This is a genomic window from Mesorhizobium sp. WSM4884 (genome assembly GCF_029625675.1).
Taxonomy (GTDB): domain Bacteria; phylum Pseudomonadota; class Alphaproteobacteria; order Rhizobiales; family Rhizobiaceae; genus Mesorhizobium.
The window spans coordinates 158,354-175,664 of record NZ_JARTVO010000001.1; the positions used below are offsets into that span (position 1 = coordinate 158,354).

18 protein-coding genes are annotated in these 17,311 nt (G+C 63.5%); 12 read left to right on the top strand and 6 right to left on the bottom strand.

What is annotated here, in order from left to right; translation table 11 throughout:
• The first annotated feature begins 32 nt into the window (after positions 1-32).
• Positions 33-410: a DoxX family protein gene (locus P9236_RS00645; protein WP_278072679.1), complete on the top strand. Its 378-nt coding sequence runs from the start codon at positions 33-35 to the stop codon at positions 408-410.
• A gap of 99 nt (positions 411-509) precedes the next feature.
• Positions 510-1,004 carry a DUF3592 domain-containing protein gene (locus P9236_RS00650; RefSeq protein ID WP_278072680.1) on the top strand — a complete coding sequence of 165 codons (495 nt, stop codon included), beginning with the start codon at positions 510-512 and terminating at the stop codon, positions 1,002-1,004.
• A 12-nt stretch (positions 1,005-1,016) separates the two neighbouring features.
• On the opposite strand, the gene P9236_RS00655 is transcribed toward P9236_RS00650, so the two are convergent.
• Entirely contained in the window at positions 1,017-1,739 is a 723-nt protein-coding gene (locus tag P9236_RS00655) for an SDR family oxidoreductase (RefSeq protein ID WP_278072681.1), read from the bottom strand.
• Complete coding sequence (locus P9236_RS00660; RefSeq protein WP_278072682.1) at positions 1,736-2,581, bottom strand: SDR family oxidoreductase; 846 nt, start codon at positions 2,579-2,581, stop codon at positions 1,736-1,738. Before P9236_RS00660 ends, P9236_RS00655 begins: the two co-directional genes overlap by 4 nt.
• 102 nt (positions 2,582-2,683) lie before the next feature.
• On the opposite strand from P9236_RS00660, the gene P9236_RS00665 reads away from it, so the two are divergent.
• Complete coding sequence (locus tag P9236_RS00665) at positions 2,684-3,556, top strand: helix-turn-helix transcriptional regulator (RefSeq protein WP_278072683.1); 873 nt, start codon at positions 2,684-2,686, stop codon at positions 3,554-3,556.
• An 11-nt stretch (positions 3,557-3,567) separates the two neighbouring features.
• Here P9236_RS00665 and P9236_RS00670 read toward each other — a convergent pair whose 3' ends face one another.
• The gene (locus P9236_RS00670; protein WP_278073048.1) at positions 3,568-4,197 is read right to left on the bottom strand and encodes a TetR family transcriptional regulator C-terminal domain-containing protein; all 630 of its coding nucleotides are present in this window, start codon (positions 4,195-4,197) and stop codon (positions 3,568-3,570) included.
• Between the two features lie 357 nt (positions 4,198-4,554).
• On the opposite strand from P9236_RS00670, the gene P9236_RS00675 reads away from it, so the two are divergent.
• From P9236_RS00675 to P9236_RS00690, 4 genes are all read left to right on the top strand, one after another.
• Positions 4,555-5,883, top strand: coding sequence for an aspartate aminotransferase family protein (locus tag P9236_RS00675; protein ID WP_278072684.1), 1,329 nt, complete (start codon positions 4,555-4,557; stop codon positions 5,881-5,883).
• Between the two features lie 69 nt (positions 5,884-5,952).
• Positions 5,953-7,203: a Zn-dependent hydrolase gene (locus P9236_RS00680; protein WP_278072685.1), complete on the top strand. Its 1,251-nt coding sequence runs from the start codon at positions 5,953-5,955 to the stop codon at positions 7,201-7,203.
• Between the two features lie 68 nt (positions 7,204-7,271).
• The gene (gene hydA, locus P9236_RS00685) at positions 7,272-8,723 is read left to right on the top strand and encodes a dihydropyrimidinase (protein WP_278072686.1); all 1,452 of its coding nucleotides are present in this window, start codon (positions 7,272-7,274) and stop codon (positions 8,721-8,723) included.
• A 2-nt stretch (positions 8,724-8,725) separates the two neighbouring features.
• The gene (locus P9236_RS00690) at positions 8,726-9,103 is read left to right on the top strand and encodes a hypothetical protein (protein ID WP_278072687.1); all 378 of its coding nucleotides are present in this window, start codon (positions 8,726-8,728) and stop codon (positions 9,101-9,103) included.
• Between the two features lie 23 nt (positions 9,104-9,126).
• Here the strand turns inward: P9236_RS00690 and P9236_RS00695 are convergent, their stop codons facing one another.
• Positions 9,127-9,537: a cupin domain-containing protein gene (locus P9236_RS00695; protein ID WP_189343863.1), complete on the bottom strand. Its 411-nt coding sequence runs from the start codon at positions 9,535-9,537 to the stop codon at positions 9,127-9,129.
• Positions 9,538-9,650: 113 nt separating this feature from the next.
• Between P9236_RS00695 and P9236_RS00700 the strand changes: the two genes are divergently transcribed.
• From P9236_RS00700 to P9236_RS00720, 5 genes are all read left to right on the top strand, one after another.
• Positions 9,651-10,442, top strand: coding sequence for an ABC transporter ATP-binding protein (locus P9236_RS00700; protein WP_278072688.1), 792 nt, complete (start codon positions 9,651-9,653; stop codon positions 10,440-10,442).
• 292 nt (positions 10,443-10,734) lie between these two features.
• Positions 10,735-11,613, top strand: coding sequence for an ABC transporter permease (locus P9236_RS00705; RefSeq protein WP_278072689.1), 879 nt, complete (start codon positions 10,735-10,737; stop codon positions 11,611-11,613).
• Positions 11,610-12,764 (top strand): ABC transporter permease, encoded by a 1,155-nt coding sequence (locus P9236_RS00710; RefSeq protein ID WP_278072690.1) that lies wholly within the window; start codon positions 11,610-11,612, stop codon positions 12,762-12,764. Before P9236_RS00705 ends, P9236_RS00710 begins: the two co-directional genes overlap by 4 nt.
• Positions 12,765-12,803: 39 nt before the next feature.
• Entirely contained in the window at positions 12,804-13,775 is a 972-nt protein-coding gene (locus P9236_RS00715; protein ID WP_192243255.1) for an ABC transporter substrate-binding protein, read from the top strand.
• Between the two features lie 173 nt (positions 13,776-13,948).
• Entirely contained in the window at positions 13,949-14,398 is a 450-nt protein-coding gene (locus P9236_RS00720; protein ID WP_278072691.1) for a CHRD domain-containing protein, read from the top strand.
• A 52-nt stretch (positions 14,399-14,450) separates the two neighbouring features.
• Here the strand turns inward: P9236_RS00720 and P9236_RS00725 are convergent, their stop codons facing one another.
• Complete coding sequence (locus tag P9236_RS00725; protein ID WP_278072692.1) at positions 14,451-16,100, bottom strand: thiamine pyrophosphate-binding protein; 1,650 nt, start codon at positions 16,098-16,100, stop codon at positions 14,451-14,453.
• Positions 16,097-17,272 carry a CaiB/BaiF CoA-transferase family protein gene (locus tag P9236_RS00730; protein ID WP_278072693.1) on the bottom strand — a complete coding sequence of 392 codons (1,176 nt, stop codon included), beginning with the start codon at positions 17,270-17,272 and terminating at the stop codon, positions 16,097-16,099. Before P9236_RS00730 ends, P9236_RS00725 begins: the two co-directional genes overlap by 4 nt.
• Positions 17,273-17,311 lie beyond the last annotated feature (39 nt).

Sequence of the window (17,311 nt, forward strand, 5' to 3'; positions counted from 1 at the left end):
GTCCGCGCGTTTTCATTTGCGAGATCAATGACATGTTCGAGAATTTTCAGAACGAGATTCTGTTTGCCGCCCGCCTGCTGCTTGGCGGCGCCTTCGTCTTTGCCGGCCTGCGCAACATCCAGAACAGGATCTTGCTTATCCCGATAATGAGGGCGCGCGGTGTGCCGCAGGCGGGCCTGGCATTGTGGCTGGGTATCGTCCTGCAAGCCGCCGCCGGACTGCTGTTGATTGGCGGCTTATGGACGGCGCTGGGGGCAGCCTGCCTGATCCTGTTCCTCATCGTCGCAACACCTATGTTCCACAATTTCTGGGACCATCAGGGTCCGGATCGCGCTTCTCGTATCAACGGCTTCGTCGGCAATGTCGCTTTAGCCGGAGAGTTCTTGGCGTTGATCGCGCATTCTGTTTGATCTCGGTCGCCGAATTTGGCGCAATTGATGCCGCCGCGTTAATCGCTCCGTCGCGATTGCCTTGTATTAGCAAATGCAGGTTCGCCACTCGGAGCGTTCATGGAGCAGAGCTGGACTGCATTCTGGACACGCGTTTCGGAAGCTTTCCATCAGGCGCTGTTTCCGTTCCGGGCTGTCGCCCAAGTCCTTGGCGGGCATCCGAGCGACATTCAGATATGGTGTTTCCTGTGCGGCGTCTTCTTCCTGACGGTGGTCGCCATACAGACCTATGGCGACATCGTGCTCAGGCGACGCGGCGTCCTTGCCACCGGCAAGGTGGTCCGCATCGACAAATCCAGCGACGGGCCGGATACGCCGATCATCGAATTCGCCGACCGGCTGGGCAAGACATGGCGGTTCACGTCCTATTTGCCGGTCAACGGAACGACCGGGAATGTCGGCGCGCCAGTCGAGGTGATGTACGACCCGCTTCGCCCGAAGCGGGCGCGCGAAGTGGGCCGCCCGCTGATGAAGGCGGTCCACCTGGTTGTCTGGTATGCGGTTGTTGCGGGGCTGATGGCACTCGCCTTCTTGCCCGGCCTCATTTCCAATTGACCCATTCGCCGCTCACGCGGCAAAGCGCAGGCCGCCGTCGCAGGTCAGCACCTGGCCGGTCATGAAGCCGTTGGAGACCAGGAAGGCGATCGCGTCGGCAACGTCCTCGGCGCGGCCGATGCGGCCGACCGGCGTCTTGCCGGCATATTCGGCAAACACCGCCTGCCGCTGTTCGCCCGGCAGAAAATCCCACCAGGGCGTATCGATGACGCCGGGCGCCACGACGTTGACGCGCAGCGGCTTCAGCTCGACGGCCAGGATCGGCGCCACTGTGAGCAGCATGCCGTTGATGGCGCCGATGCCGGCGACGCCGGGCGCGGCGAGCTGCGCAGAGACGGCCGAAATGAAGGTGGCCGACCCGGCCCTGTTCAAGGTCGGCAGGGCCGCCTGCAGACAGGCCAACTGCGGCCTGATCTTCTCGTCGACGCCGCTGCCGATGTCGGCAAGGTCGAGGGTCGCGAACGGCCCAAGCCCCTTGCCGCCGCTCGCGGCCAGAACGAGATGATCGAACGGTCCGAGGCCATCGAAGAACTGCCGGACTTGATCCGGCTTGGTCGCGTCGAAAGCGGCCTTGCCGACGGTGCCGCCAAGGCTCGCCCAGGCGTTCTTCAGCTTCTCCTCGTCGCGGCCGGTGATCGTCACTTTCATCGTCGGGCTGACCAGCCGTTTGGCCGTTGCAAGGCCGATGCCGGACGAGCCGCCGATGATCACGCAATGTTCGATGTTCTCGCTCATGAATTTTGTTCCTTGGACGTCGTGGAAGATTGTCCGGTCAGTTCGAGGCTGAGCGCCCGCAACTGGCGGCGGGCTTTTTCGTCATAGGCCTGGGCATCGGCGCGGGATTCACGCTGGCCGTCGAAATAGAGGCCGCTGCGGCCTTCGAGCGCCGGCGACGCCGCGAGGTTGAGGATCGCGTCGGCGCCGGTCTCGACCGAACTCCATGGCGTTACGCCGGCCTGCCGGACCATGGTCGTGTCCATGTAGCTTGCGGGATGGAGGGCGTTGACGGTGACGCCGGTGCCTTTCAACTGTTCGGCCAGATCGATGGTGAACAGGATCTGCGCCAGCTTGCTCTGGCAATAGGCGCGCACGCCGCTATAGCCATGTGTTAGCATGACATCGGAGAAGTCGATCGCCTGCTGGCCGGCCGAGGCGACATTGACGATGCGCGCCGGGGCGCTTGCCTTGAGCAACGGCAGCAGCTCCGACGTCAGCAGGAAGCCGGCGAGATAGTTGACGGCAAAGCGCAGCTCATAGCCATCGGCGCTCGCCTGCCTTTTCGCACCCTGGCCGCCGGTGCCGACACCGGCATTGTTGATCAAAACATCGAGCCGGTCGGTCCTTTTGCGCACGGCTTCGGCGAGGCGGCGCACCTCGGCGAGCGAAGAAAGGTCGGCCACGAGAAATTCGGCCTTGCCGCCCTTCGCCTCGATGGCGGCGACTGTCGCCTTGCCGCGGGCTTGGTCGCGGCCATGTACCAGCACACGAGCGCCGGCGGCGCCGAGCCTTTCGGCGACCACGCGGCCGACGCCGTCGGTCGAGCCGGTGACGAGAATGGTCTTGTTCTTGAGTTCCATGTTCAGAGCCTCCTTGTGTTGCTCTGAACGCAAGATGGGGCGCGGCGCGCATTCCAAACAGTTCAAACTTTATCCTGGTATCAGTACTGCTATAATAGCTTCATGGATGCCGTGACCCATTCCCCCGAGGACAGCCGCCGCCGCGAGCTCGGTGCTTTCCTGCGCTCGCGCCGCGAGAGGCTGTCGCCTGCCGAGATTGGCATTGCGACCGGCGCCAGGCGGCGCACGCCCGGGCTGAGGCGGGAGGAAGTGGCGATGATCGCCGGCGTCGGCACAACCTGGTACACCTGGCTGGAGCAGGGCAGGGACGTGCGGCCCTCGGTCGAAGTGCTGACTGCGCTCTGCGAAGCGTTGCGTCTCGATCCCGTCGAGAAGCGGCATCTCTTCATCCTCGCCGGTCGCCAGCAGCAGGAGCGTCGCGTGGCGGCGCCCGAAAAAGTCGACGGGACGCTGCTGCACATGCTGCAAAGCCTCGTTCTGCAGCCGGCCTATGTGGTTGGCCGGCGCTGGGACGTGCTGGCCTGGAATGACGCCGCGGCGGCGGTGTTCGGCGACTATGGCCTGCTGGAGGGCGACGCCCGCAACATCGTCCATCTGGTGTTCACCAGCCCGCATCATCGCCGGCTGCTGGTCGACTGGGAAGAGCTTGCGCGTGTGGTGCTCGCCTCATTCCGTGCCGAAAGCGCGAAATATGTCGGCGATCCGGATTTCGAGCGGCTGATCGCGCTGATGATGCGCTCGAGCCCGGAGTTCCGCGATTGGTGGCCGCGGCGGGACGTGGCACGAAGGTTGACGGGGGTGAAGCACGTCCGCCACCCCACCGCCGGCGCGATGGCCTTCGAGCATATGAGCCTGTCGATCGACGATGGCTCGGACATGCGGCTGATCGTTTACACGCCGCTCGCCGAGCAGAACTCGATCGCCAAATTGAAGAAGTTGCTCGAAGCGCAGCCAGTCGAGCGCCGCAGCGCCTGATCGAACGGAGATCAGCCCTTCGGCTTCAGCCCTTCGAGGAACAACTGCTCGAGGAACCGTGCTGCGTCCTCGAAGCGGCCATCGCCGCCGCGATCGGGTCCCAGCACGGCGCGCACCTGGACGTCGAAATCGGCATAGTGCTGCGTCGTCGCCCAGATCGCGAAGATCAGATGCCACGGATCGGTGCGGGCGATCTTGCCGGCGCGCATCCAGCCTTTGATGACAGCGGCCTTCTCGTCGACCAGCGTTTTCAGCTCGCCCTCGAGCATCGGCATGATGCGCGGCGCGCCTTGCAGGATCTCGTTGGCGAAGAGGCGGCTTTCGCGCGGGAAGTCGCGCGCCATTTCGAGCTTGCGGCGGATGTAGCTCCTGAGCTCGGTCATCGGATCGCCGATGTCGTCGAGCTCTCTGAGCGGCGCCAGCCAGGTATCCAGGAGCCGCTGCATCAGCGTCTCGTGGATGTCTTCCTTGCGGCGGAAGTAGTAGAGAAGGTTCGGCTTCGACATGCCGGCGGCCTCGGCGATCTGGTCGATGGTCGAACCGCGAAAGCCGTTGGCGGAGAAGACTTCGAGCGCGGCTTCCAGGATGAGTTCGCGCTTTTCCAGCTGGATGCGGGTGCGGCGTGGAGTCGAGCCTTCCATCGTGTCCGTCATCCTTGCCAGCCGCTAGAGCAATTCCAGGAAAAGTGCGCAGCGGTTTTCCGTCCGGAATTGCGTAAAAACAAAAAAGTTGGAGCAGGCCAGCGGTTCTATCAAACGCTGGACTGCTCCAGCGCGCGGTCCCACTGGACCAATTCTCTGGACCAGTTTTTCTCCGAGCCGTGGAGCGCGCTTTTGATGCCGCATTTCCGTTAGTAGTCCCTTGACCGCCGACAGGGCGGTGCTAACGTTTGTCCAATCGGTCAAAAATTTGCGTAGCACGAAAACGCAACGAAGACCAAGCCTTGGGAAGACCAAGCGTTAGCGCACCGAAACAGGTTACAAGGGGAAATCTTGGTCATGTCCAACCGGCTGAAAGTCACGCCGAACGATCTCAGCGCATTCTGGATGCCGTTCACGGCAAACCGGCAGTTCAAGCAGGCGCCGCGCATGTTCGTGTCCGCCAAGGACATGCATTACACGACGAGCGACGGTCGCAAGGTGCTCGACGGCACCGCCGGCCTCTGGTGCGTGAACGCCGGCCATTGCCGGCCGAAGATCACCGAAGCGATCCAGAGCCAGGCGGCGGAGCTAGACTATGCGCCGGCCTTCCAGATGGGCCATCCGATCGTGTTCGAGCTGGCGAACCGCCTGGTCGACATCGCGCCGAAGGGCATGGACCACGTCTTCTTCACCAATTCCGGTTCTGAATCGGTCGAGACCGCGCTGAAGATGGCGATCGCCTATCATCGTGTCAGGGGCGAAGGTTCGCGCACCCGCCTGATCGGTCGCGAGCGCGGCTATCACGGCGTCAATTTCGGCGGCATCTCGGTCGGCGGCATCGTCAGCAATCGCAAGATGTTCGGCACGCTGCTCGGCGGCGTCGACCATCTGCCGCACACCCATCTTCCGGAGAAGAACGCCTTCTCGAAGGGCGTGCCTGAGCATGGCGCGGAACTGGCGAACGATCTCGAACGTCTCATCGCGCTGCATGACGCCTCGACCATCGCGGCCGTCATCGTCGAGCCGGTCGCGGGCTCGACCGGCGTCATCCTGCCGCCGAAGGGCTATCTGCAGAAGCTGCGCGAGATCTGCACCAAGCACGGCATCGTTTTGATCTTCGACGAGGTCATTACCGGTTTCGGCCGCCTCGGCGCACCGTTCGCGGCGGACTATTTCGGCGTCACGCCGGACATTATGACCACGGCCAAGGGCGTGTCCAACGGCGTCATCCCGATGGGCGCGGTGTTCGTCAAGAAGGAGATTCACGACGCCTTCATGACCGGCCCCGAGCACATGATCGAGTTCTTCCACGGCTACACCTATTCGGGCAATCCGATCGCCTGCGCCGCGGCTCTCGGCACTTTAGACACCTACAAGGAAGAGGGTTTGCTGACCCGCGGCGAGGAACTCTCGTCCTATTGGGAAGATGCGCTGCACTCGCTGAAGGGCGAGCCGCATGTCATCGACATCCGCAATATCGGCCTGATCGGGGCGATCGAGCTGGCGCCGATCGCCGGCAGCCCGACCAAGCGAGCCTTCTCGGCCTTCGTCAAGGCGTTCGAGCGCGGCGCGCTGATCCGCACCACCGGTGACATCATCGCGCTGTCGCCGCCGCTGATCATCACCAAGGGCCAGATTAACGAACTGATCGACCATGTCAGGGACGTTCTGCGCTCGATAGACTAAACTGCTTCAACCGGTCGGGCGGCGTCGGGAACCGCCGCCTGACGGTGACATGAAATGAGAGGACTTTGAATGGCCGCCCCCGGCGAGAATCTGCGAGTGAATTCAGACCGTTTGTGGGATTCCATAATGGAGATGGCGAAGATTGGTCCCGGCATTGCCGGCGGCAACAATCGCCAGACGCTCACCGATTCCGACAGAGAGGGCCGCGAGCTGTTCAAGTCCTGGTGCGACGAGGCCGGGCTCACCATGGGCGTGGACCAGATGGGCACCATGTTCATGACGCGCGCCGGCACCGATCCGGACGCGCTGCCCGTCTATGTCGGCTCCCATCTCGATACCCAGCCGACCGGCGGCAAATATGACGGCGTGCTCGGCGTGCTGTCGGGCCTGGAGGTCGTGCGCTCGCTCAATGATCTCGGTATTAAGACCAAGCACCCGATCGTCGTCACCAACTGGACAAATGAGGAAGGTGCGCGTTTCGCGCCGGCAATGCTCGCCTCCGGCGTGTTCGCCGGCGTGCATAGCCAGGATTACGCCTATGCCCGCAAGGATCTCGACGGCCTGACCTTCGGCGACGAGCTAAAGCGGATCGGCTGGGTCGGCGACGAGAAGGTCGGCGCGCGCAAGATGCACGCCTATTTCGAATATCACATCGAGCAGGGGCCGATCCTCGAAGCCGAGAACAAGCAGATCGGCGTGGTGACCCATTGCCAGGGCCTGTGGTGGCTGGAGTTCACGCTGACCGGCCGAGAGGCGCACACCGGATCGACGCCAATGAACATGCGCGTCAATGCAGGGCTCGCCATGGCGCGCATCCTGGAGATGGTGCAGACGGTCGCCATGGAGAACCAGCCCGGCGCAGTCGGCGGGGTGGGGCAGGTGAAGTTCTCGCCCAATTCCCGCAACGTGCTGCCGGGCACGGTGATCTTCACCGTCGATATCCGCTCGCCGGACCAGGCGAAGCTCGACGGCATGCGGGCCCGCATCGAGAAGGAGGCGCCGAAGATCTGCGAGCCTCTCGGCGTCAAATGCTCGGTCGAGGCGGTCGGCCATTTCGATCCGGTGACCTTCGATCCGACGCTGGTCGGCCGCGTGCGCACCGCCGCCGAAAAGCTGGGCTACAGCCACATGAACATCATTTCAGGCGCCGGCCACGACGCCTGCTGGGCGGCCAAGGTCGCGCCGGCGACCATGGTGATGTGCCCTTGCGTCGGCGGACTAAGCCACAACGAAGCCGAGGACATCTCCAAGGAATGGGCGGCGGCGGGCGCCGACGTGCTGTTCCACGCGGTGGTCGAAACTGCGGGAATCGTCGAATGATCGACTAGACCAATCACCTCGCAAAACACCGCTCGCAAAGAAGCGCGAAAGATCAGGGGAACAAGAGAATGACCAAAGTCATCAAGAACGGCACCATCGTCACGGCTGACCGCACGTGGAAGGCCGACGTGGTGTTCAGCCACGGCAAGATCATCGCCATCGGCTCGGACCTGCACGGCGACCACGAGTTCGATGCCACGGGCTGCTACGTCATGCCGGGCGGCATCGATCCGCACACCCACCTCGAAATGCCGTTCATGGGTACCTATTCGGCCGACGATTTCGAATCCGGCACGCGCGCGGCGCTTTCCGGCGGCACGACCATGGTCGTCGATTTCTGCCTGCCGGCGCCGCAGCAGTCGCTGCTCGAAGCCCTGCAGATGTGGGACAACAAGACCTCGAAGGCGTCCTGCGACTATTCCTTCCACATGGCGATCACCTGGTGGGGCAAGCAGGTGTTCGACGAGATGGCGACCGTCGTCGACAGGGGCATCACCTCGTTCAAGCACTTCATGGCCTATAAGGGCGCGCTGATGGTCGACGACGACGAGATGTATGCGTCGTTCCAGCGCTGCGCCGATCTCGGCGCGCTGCCGCTGGTGCACGCCGAGAATGGCGACGTGGTTGCGGCCCTCTCGCAAAAACTGCTTGCCGCCGGCAACAACGGGCCCGAGGGCCATGCTTATTCGCGTCCGCCCGAGGTGGAGGGCGAAGCCACAAATCGCGCCATCATGATCGCCGACATGGCCGGCGTGCCGCTCTATGTCGTGCATGTCTCCTGCGAGCAGAGCCACGAAGCCATCCGCCGCGCCCGCCAGAAGGGCATGCGCGTCTTCGGCGAGCCGCTGATCCAGCATCTGACGCTCGACGAGACCGAATATTTCAACAAGGACTGGGACCATGCGGCGCGCCGCGTGATGAGCCCGCCCTTCCGCAGCAAATGGCATCAGGATTCGCTGTGGGCAGGCCTGCAGGCCGGCTCGCTGCAGGTGGTGGCGACCGACCACTGTTCCTTCACCACCAAGCAGAAGCGCAACGGTGTCGGAGACTTTACCAAGATTCCGAACGGCACCGGCGGCCTCGAGGACCGTTTGCCCATACTGTGGACAACCGGCGTCAACACCGGCCGGCTGACGATGAACGAGTTCGTCGCGGTGACCTCGACCAACATCGCCAAGATCCTCAACATGTATCCGAAGAAGGGCGCGATCGTCGAAGGCGCGGATGCCGACATCGTTGTCTGGGACCCAAAGCGCAAGAAGACGATCTCGGCCAAGAAGCAGCAGTCGGTGATCGACTACAACGTCTTCGAAGGTTTCGAGGTGACCGGCCTGCCGCGCTTCGTCTTCTCGCGCGGCGAGCTGTCGATCGAGGAGTCGGACGTCAAGGCCAAGATCGGCCATGGCGAATTCGTCGCCCGCGAGCCGAACGCTGCGGTCAACCGGGCGCTGTCGACCTGGAAGGAGATTTCCGCGCCACGCAAGGTGGAACGGTCCGGCATTCCGGCGACGGGAGTTTAAGCGTGCGGGCTCTCTATCTTGCTATCGCGGCTGCCTCGCTGATGACCGCAGGCTCGGCCTGTGCTGCCGGAATCGACCTCAGCAAGCCTTACGGCGACAAGTATGGCTGTATCAACAGAAACGGTCAGGAAGTCGCCGCCGATCAGATGCTGCTTCTGACCGACAAGGAGCTGATCACCGCGGCCAGCGCCTGCACCTTCAGCGACAAGCAGATGCAGGCCGATGGTTCGCTTGTGGTGACAGCAAAATGTGAGGCGGAAGGCGAAGAGGGGCAGGCACCGATCAAGTTCACCATCAAGCGCAGCAAAAAGAATGCGAAGAAACTGGTGGTGACCGGCGAGGACGGTACCGTGATGGGCGAAGTCTCCCGGTGCAAATAGCGACGAGAGTGATCCCTTCGGCCTCAGGCGACCAAGGCATCCAGTTCCGGCAGCAGGACGACGCTTTCCTGCTCGTTGGGATCGGTGCGGGCAATGACCGCCGAAGAGGGCGCACCGCTGAGATTTGCGGGCAAATGCGGCACGCCGGCCGGGATGTAGAAGAGATCGCCGGCCTTGACGACGATGTGGTGCTCGAGCCGGTCGCCGTACCAGGTATGAACCTCGCCGGAGAGCACATAGATCGCCGTCTCGTGGTTCTCATGCATATGCGCCTTGGCGCGGGCGCCCGGCGGCATGGTCAAGAGATGCATGCAGATGCCGGAAGAGCCGACGGTCTCGGCGGCGATGCCGGCGAAGTAGCTCAGCCCCTGCTTGCCTTCATAGGTGCTTTCAGGGCGAATAAGATGACAAGTGGGTTTAGGCGACATAGGCAAGCCTCCGGGCGGCCTCGATCTGTTGGGACAGGACGAGTGGAAAGCAACATAAACGTAAAATCAACCGGATTCCGGCCTGCGCGGCATCGGCTGCGAAAGGCAGGCTGCAGCCAATGAGCGGACAGTCGCCAGCCGTCGTTTCGGCAAGCAAGCTCGGCCTCACCTTCCAGACCAATGACGGTCCGGTGCAGGCTGTGTCCAATGTCGATCTCACCATCAACAAGGGCGAATTCGTCTCCTTCATCGGCCCCTCCGGCTGCGGCAAGACGACGTTGCTGCGCGTCATCGCCGACCTGGAGAAGCCAACCTCGGGAACGATCTCCATCAACGGGATTTCGCCGGAGCAGGCGCGCGAGAAGCGCGCTTACGGCTATGTCTTCCAGGCGGCGGCGCTGTTCCCGTGGCGCACGATCGAGCGCAACGTGGCGCTGCCGCTGGAGATCATCGGCCTCAGCCAGGCCGAGCAGGCGGAGCGCATCAAGCGCACCATGGAGCTGGTCAACCTCTCCGGCTTTGAGAAGAAATATCCCTGGCAGCTTTCCGGCGGCATGCAGCAGCGCGCCTCGATCGCGCGCGCCCTCGCCTTCGATGCCGATTTGCTTCTGATGGACGAGCCGTTCGGCGCGCTCGACGAGATCGTGCGCGACCATCTGAACGAGCAACTCCTCGAGCTCTGGGACCGGACCAACAAGACGATCTGCTTCGTCACCCATTCGATCCCCGAGGCCGTGTATCTGTCGACGCGCATCGTGGTGATGTCGCCGCGGCCGGGCCGCGTCACCGACATCATCGAATCGACGCTGCCGAGGAAGCGGCCGCTCGATATCCGCGAGACGCCGGAATTCCTGGCGATCGCCGCGCGCGTGCGCGACGGGTTGAGGGCAGGGCACAGCTATGAGGATTGAGCGCGCGGAGCGAGCGGCTGAGCGTGGCTTCGTCATCCTAGGGCGGAGCGACGCGAAGCGGAGCGCAGACCCTAGTATCCATGCCGCGACCTCGGCCGAAGGGTCAAAGCGGCGAAGAATGGCCACCAAATGCCGCGCGGCGCAGGGAGCCCTATTCTGCACCGCTGCGAAGCTGAAAAGTAACGGCATGGATCCTAGGGTCTGCGCTGCGTCGCTTCGCTCCTTGCTCCGCCCTAGGATGACGAACAACACGCCGCGCCGCGCTCTATCGCTGAGACGAGGGGAGCGCTAGATGGACTCCTTCCGTTCCAAGATCGTCCCGGTCACCACCATCCTCGCTGGCGTGGTGGTGATCTGGTATGTCTTCGCCGTCATCCTCAACGCGCCGTTCCAGCGCGATCTCGACCAGCGGGCCAACCAGACCCCCGGCACCGTCGAATTCATCGGCAAGACGCTGTCGCAGCCGAAGCCGACGCTGCCGGCGCCGCATCAGGTGGCGGTGAACTTCTTCGAGAACACATTCCTGCGCAGCGTCACCTCGAACCGCAGCCTGATCTACAACGCCTGGGTCACGCTGTCCTCGACGCTGCTCGGCTTCGCCTTCGGCACAGCGCTCGGCATCGTCATCGCGGTCGGCATCGTGCATGTGACGACGCTCGACCGCAGCCTGATGCCGTGGATCATCGCCTCGCAGACCATTCCGATCCTGGCGGTGGCGCCGATGATCATCGTGGTGCTGGCGGCTATCGGCATCACCGGGCTGATCCCCAAGGCGCTGATCTCGACCTATCTCTCCTTCTTCCCTGTCGCCGTCGGCATGGTGAAAGGCTTGCGCTCGCCCGAGATCATGCATCTCGACCTGATGCACACCTACAATGCCAGCGCCTCGCAGACCTTCTGGAAGCTGCGCGTGCCGGCCTCGGTGCCGTTCCTGTTCACCTCGATGAAGGTGGCGGTGGCGGCGAGCCTGGTCGGCGCCATCGTCGGCGAGTTGCCGACAGGCGCCGTCGCCGGTATCGGCGCCAAGCTGCTCTCCGGCGCCTATTACAGCCAGACCATCGACATATGGTCGGCGCTGGTCGCAGGCTCGGTGGTTGCCGCACTTCTGGTCATGGTTGTCGGCATCGCCGGCCGCCTCGTCGACCGCACCATGGGCGGGAGGCCGGCATGACCTGGCTGAAACCGTCCTGGCAATCGGTGCTGGCGATCCTCTTTTGCCTCATTGCCTTCGCGCTTGGCGCAATGTCGAAACCGGAAGCGGCCGCGCTCGCGCAGCCCACGGCAACGATCGCCTACCCGTATATGGGCACGAAGGGGCTGATCCTCGGCTTGCTGCTGATCGCGGCGCTGGTCTCGGCGGTCAGGCTCGCGCCTGTCGTCGAGGCTGCGATCCTGTTCATTGGCGCCCATGTCGCCGCCTGGCTTCTGATCGAAGGCATCGCCGGTTTCGAGGGCACGGCGTTGGCGCCCTATTTCCTGGCTCTTGCCGCGGCCTGGCTGCTCGCCTGGCGCTGCGCGGCCCTGTTATCCTCCCTGCGGCCCGCTGCGAGTGGGGCGAAGGCTGGATTGCGCCTGATCATCCCGGCGATCTTTGGGGCCTGGATCCTGATCATCTGGGAAGCGGTGACACGCGGCGCCGGTATCCCCTTCATTCTGCTGCCGCCGCCGAGCGCCATCGGCGCGCGCATTGCCAACGCGCTGCCGATCCTGGGGGAGGATGTGCGGCAGACGATCTTCAAGGCGGTTCTGGTCGGCTACGTCGTCGGCAACCTCGCCGGCTTCGTCGTCGCCATCCTTGCCGACCGCGTGCCGTTCCTCAGGCGCGGGCTGCTGCCGATCGGCAACATGGTTTCGGCGCTGCCGATCATCGGCGTCGCGCCGATCATGGTGATGTGGTTCGGCTTCGACTGGCCGTCCAAGGCGGCGGTGGTCATCATCATGACCTTCTTCCCGATGCTGGTGAACACGGTCGCCGGGCTTGCCGCCTCTGGGCACATGGAACGCGACCTGATGCGCACTTATGCTTCGGGTTATTGGCCGACTTTGCTGAAGCTCAGGCTGCCGGCGGCGATGCCGTTCATCTTCAACGCGCTGAAGATCAACTCTACGCTGGCGCTGATCGGCGCCATCGTCGCGGAGTTCTTCGGCACGCCGGTCGTCGGCATGGGATTCCGCATTTCTACCGAAGTCGGACGGATGAACATCGACATGGTTTGGGCCGAAATCGCAGTTGCAGCACTTGCGGGTTCGGTCTTTTATGGCGTGGTCGCTCTTATCGAGAGAGCCGTCACGTTTTGGCATCCCTCTGTCCGTGGTGGATAGGGGCGGTGGGTTTGGGTGCTAACTTCAGAGGGTAAAAATATGAAAAGACTGGTAATTTCTGCTCTAGCCGGCGCGATGTCGCTGGCCGCTTTCCAGGCTATGGCCGCCGACAAGGTGACGCTGCAGCTGAAATGGGTCACGCAGGCGCAGTTCGCCGGCTACTATGTCGCCAAGGCCAAGGGCTTCTATGATGCCGAGGGCCTCGATGTCGACATCAAGCCGGGTGGTCCGGACATCGCGCCGGAGCAGGTGATCGCCGGCGGCGGCGCCGATGTCATCGTCGACTGGATGGGTGGCGCGCTGGCGGCTCGCGAAAAGGGCGTGCCGCTGGTCAACATCGCGCAGCCGTTCAAGAAGGCCGGCATGGAGCTGGTCTGCCCGAAGGATGGCCCGATCAAGACCGAAGCCGACTTCAAGGGTCATACGCTCGGCGTCTGGTTCTTCGGCAACGAATATCCGTTCTACGCCTGGATGAACAAGCTCGGCCTGAAGACCGACGGTGGCAAGGACGGCGTCACCGTGCTGAAGCAGAGCTTCGACGTGCAGCCGCTGATCCAGAAGCAGGCGGACTGCATCTCGGTCATGACCTATAACGAGTACTGGCAGCTGATCGACGCCGGCTACAAGCCGGAGCAGCTCACCGTCTTCAACTACTCGGCCATGGGCAACGACCTGCTCGAGGACGGGCTCTACGCGCTTGAGGACAAGCTGAAGGACCCGGCCTTCGAGGACAAGATGGTGCGCTTCGTGCGCGCCTCGATGAAGGGCTGGAAATATGCCGTCGACAATTCGGACGAAGCGGCCGGAATCGTCATGGACAACGGCGGCCAGGACGAGAACCACCAGAAGCGCATGATGGGCGAAGTCGCCAAGCTGATCGACAATGCCGACGGCAAGCTCGATCCGGCAACTTACGAGCGCACCGCCAAGGCGCTGCTCGACCAGAAGATCATCGCCAAGGAGCCTTCGGGCGCCTACACGACCGCGATCACCGACAAGGCGATCAAGTAAAGGTCAGGCCTCTGCAACGGAGTTGAAAGGGGGCGGGCGACGACCGCCCCTTTTTGTTGGCGCCGGTAAAATATGCGTGCGCGGGGATACAAAGCGCCGGCCAACCGTTGCTGTAAGTGCATCCGCGCGCCGGGGGGCCGTGACGGACGCGTCAGTCAAACGGAGGTCTTCCAATGCGCATCCAATCCTTGCCGCTGCTTTCGGCGCTAGCGGTTTCGACCGCCTTCCTGCTCGCATCGCCGGTCATGGCCGACACGATGAAATTCAAGGCGACGCTCGATGGTGGCCAGCAGAACCCGCCTGTCACGACCAAGGGCAAGGGAACTGCCACACTCACATTCAATACCGCCAACAAGAAGCTCAGCTGGAACGTCAAATATTCCGGCCTCAGCGGGCCTGCGTCGGCCGCTCACATTCACGGTCCGGCGGCAAAGGGCGAAAACGCGGATCCCGTAATCCCGTTCAAGAAGCTCAAGAGCCCAATCAAGGGCTCGGCGACGCTGACGGATGCCCAGGCCACCGACCTGGAGGCCGGCAAATATTATGTCAATATCCACACCGCCGCCAACCCGGACGGCGAGATCCGCGGGCAGATCGAGAAGGCAACGGGCGGAACGATGTAGCCAAACGTCCCTACGCTGTGACGAGGCGGGTGACCCGTCTCTTTCGGCCTGATCACGACTTGTCGCGGATCTGCGTCAGCGTGCGGGTCGGCGTGATCGCCTCGGGATCGAGCCTGATCTCGACGATCGCGGGCTTGCCGCTGGCGCGTGCGCGTTCGAAGGCGGCAGCGAAGTCCCCGGTCTTTTCGACCGTCTCGCCATGGCCGCCGTAGGCGCGGGCGAGAGCGGCGAAGTCCGGGTTCTTGAGGTCGGTGGCGACGACGCGGTTCGGATATTCCCGCTCCTGATGCATGCGGATCGTGCCGTAGATGCCGTTGTTGACCACCACCACGATGATCGGCAGGTCGTACTGGACGGCGGTCGCGAATTCCTGCCCGTTCATCAGGAAGCAGCCGTCGCCGGCAAAGGCGACCACGGTGCGATCCGGGAACAACGCCTTGGCGGCAACGGCCGCCGGTGTGCCGTAGCCCATCGAGCCAGAGGTCGGGGCGGCCTGCGTGGCGAAGCGGCGGAAGCGGTGGAAGCGGTGCACCCAGATAGCGTAATTACCGGCGCCGTTGGTGAGGATGGTCTCCTCCGGCAGCGCCTTTTCCAGATAGTTCATGATCGGCCCCATCTGGACGGCGCCAGGACCGGTCTCAGGCGGTGTCGACCATTCGAGATAGGCGGCGTGAGCTTTCGCCGTTTCTTCCCCCCACGAAGGCGTGCCGGCCGGCTTGCGCTTGGCAAAAGCCGCGACGAAAGCCGAGGGCGAGGCGTTGATCGCCAGTGTCGGGCGGTAGACGCGGCCTAGCTCGCCGGCGTCGGCATGAACATGCACCAGCGCCTGGTCGGGGTAGGGGCTTTTGAGCAGCGTGTAATCGGAAGAAGGCATCTCGCCCATGCGGCCGCCGATCAGCAGCACGACATCGGCCTGCTTGATCTGTGCCGCCAGCTTGGGGTTGATGCCGATGCCGACGTCCCCGGCATAGTTCGGGTGCAAATGGTCGAACAGCATCTGGCGACGGAAGGAACAGCCGACAGGCAGCGACCATACCTCGGCGATCGTGCGCATATGCGCCACCGCTTCCTCATTCCAGCGCGTGCCGCCGAGGATGACAAATGGGCGCTTCGCGTTGCTCAACAGCATTTCAAGCGCGTCGAGCTCGGCCTCGCCGGGACGCGTCTCGATCGGCGTGTGCGGAAGCGCTTCCGGCGCCTCGACCTCGCTGGTCAGCATGTCCTCGGGCAGCGAGATGACGACAGGGCCGGGCCTGCCTGACGTCGCGACCGCAAAGGCGCGGGTGACGAATTCCGGGATGCGCGACGCATCGTCGATCTCGACCACCCATTTGGCGATGTCGCCGAAGAAGCGCTTGTAGTCGACCTCCTGAAAAGCCTCGCGCTCCTTGGCGTGGCTGGCGACCTGACCGATGAATAGGATCAGCGGCACCGAATCCTGCATGGCGATGTGGATGCCGGCGGAAGCGTTGGTGGCACCCGGGCCGCGGGTGACAAAGCAGATGCCGGGCTTGCCGGTCAGGCGCCCCTGACAGTCGGCCATCATCGCGGCACCCCCTTCCTGGCGGCAGACGATGGTGCGGATCGAAGAGTCGTGCAGCGCGTCGAGCACAGCCAGATAGGATTCGCCGGGCACGCAGAAGATGCGGTCGGTGCCGTTCGCTTCGAGCGCCTCGACGATCAGTTGTCCGCCGGTCTTCATTTTGCTGATCTCTCCAGTTCGGCAAGGATTTCTGCAGTGTGCTCGCCAAGACGCGGCGAGGGGCGCTCGTAGACGAGCGGCGTGCCCGACATCACCATCGGCGCGCGCACGGAAGGCAGCAAATTGCCGTGCCCGTCGTCGAGGTCGAGCCGCATGCCGCGCGCGATCGTCTGCGGATCGGCGAACATCTGGCCGATCGTGTTGATGGGGCTTGCCGGAACGCCGGCCGCTTCGAGCTTGGCCAGCAGCGGATCGCGTTCCCAAGTGCTTAGCGTCTCGATGATCAGCTCGCGCAGCCTGGCGCGATTGGCGACGCGGGCGGGGTTGGTGGCGAAGTCCGGGTTGGCGGGCAAGTCGGTCAGGCCAACTACCGCACAGAACTTGCCGAACTGGCCGTCATTGCCGACCGCGAGAATGATGTGGCCGTCTCTCACCGGCAGCACCTCGTAAGGCGCGATGTTCATATGCGCATTGCCCATCTGCACCGGCGACTTGCCGGAAACGAGATAGTTGAGGTTCTGGTTACCGAGCGCCGAGATCTGGCTGTCGTAGAGCGCCATGTCGATGTGCTGGCCTTCGCCGGTCTTCTCGGCATGGCGCAGCGCCGCCTGGATGGCGATGACGGAATAGAGGCCGGTGAACAGGTCGGAGATGGCGACGCCAGCCTTCTGCGGCTCGCGGCCGGCCTCGCCGGTGATCGACATCATGCCGGCCATCGCCTGGATGATGAAATCGTAGCCGGCGCGTGGCGCATACGGGCCATCCTGGCCGAAGCCGGTGATCGAGCAATAGACGAGGCGCGGGTTGGTCTTCTTCAGGCTCTCATAGTCGAGGCCGTATTTCCTGAGGCCTCCGAGCTTGAAGTTCTCGATCAGCACGTCGGCCGTGGCGACGAGGCGGCGCAGCGTATCGGCGCCCTCGGGCTTGGAGAAATCGATGGCGATCGAGCGCTTGCCGCGATTGCAGGAATGGTAATAGGCCGCCGAAAGGTTCTCGCCGTCATGGCTCATGACGAAGGGCGGGCCCCATTTGCGGGTGTCGTCGCCGCCGTCCGGGCTCTCGACCTTGATGACATCGGCGCCGAGGTCGGCGAGCAACTGCCCGGCCCAGGGTCCCGCCAGGATGCGGGCCAGTTCGATAACGCGGATGCCTTTCAGCGGAGGTTCAGCCATGGATCACCGTGAATGGGGTCGAAAGCGCAGCGTCTATCA